Source organism: Streptococcus vicugnae, from assembly GCF_016461705.1.
Classification (GTDB): domain Bacteria; phylum Bacillota; class Bacilli; order Lactobacillales; family Streptococcaceae; genus Streptococcus; species Streptococcus vicugnae.
Map to the genome: position 1 here is coordinate 1 of NZ_JAEMHW010000014.1, position 326 is coordinate 326.

Below are 326 nucleotides of genomic sequence, written 5' to 3' on the forward strand. Positions count from 1 at the left end.
CATCCATGCGTTTTTTAGTAACAAGCAAGATACCAGCAGCAAGAACAAGAATAGTACCTACAACATAAAGGATAGTTGTTCCCATACCACCAGTTGAAGGAAGAACAGAACCTTTTTTGTTGACAACTTTAGTTGTTAAAGAACCATCAGTAGTGTTTGAAGTAAATGTAAGCTCACCAGTTGTCACATCACCTGAAAGTGAGTTCAATGCTGGGCTATCAGATTCTACATCGTGGTCTGCTGTTACTTTAAATTCAACATCAGAGGCTTTGTTGTAACCATCTGGTACTGTTGTTTCTGAAAGTTTGTAATCACCATCATCAAGA

The 326-nt window shown here is 38.0% G+C and carries 1 protein-coding gene; it reads right to left on the minus strand.

Going from position 1 to position 326, the window contains the following annotated elements; all coding sequences use genetic code 11:
- On the minus strand, positions 1–326 hold a 326-nt coding region (locus JG537_RS09625; protein WP_199545202.1), incomplete at both ends, for an LPXTG cell wall anchor domain-containing protein.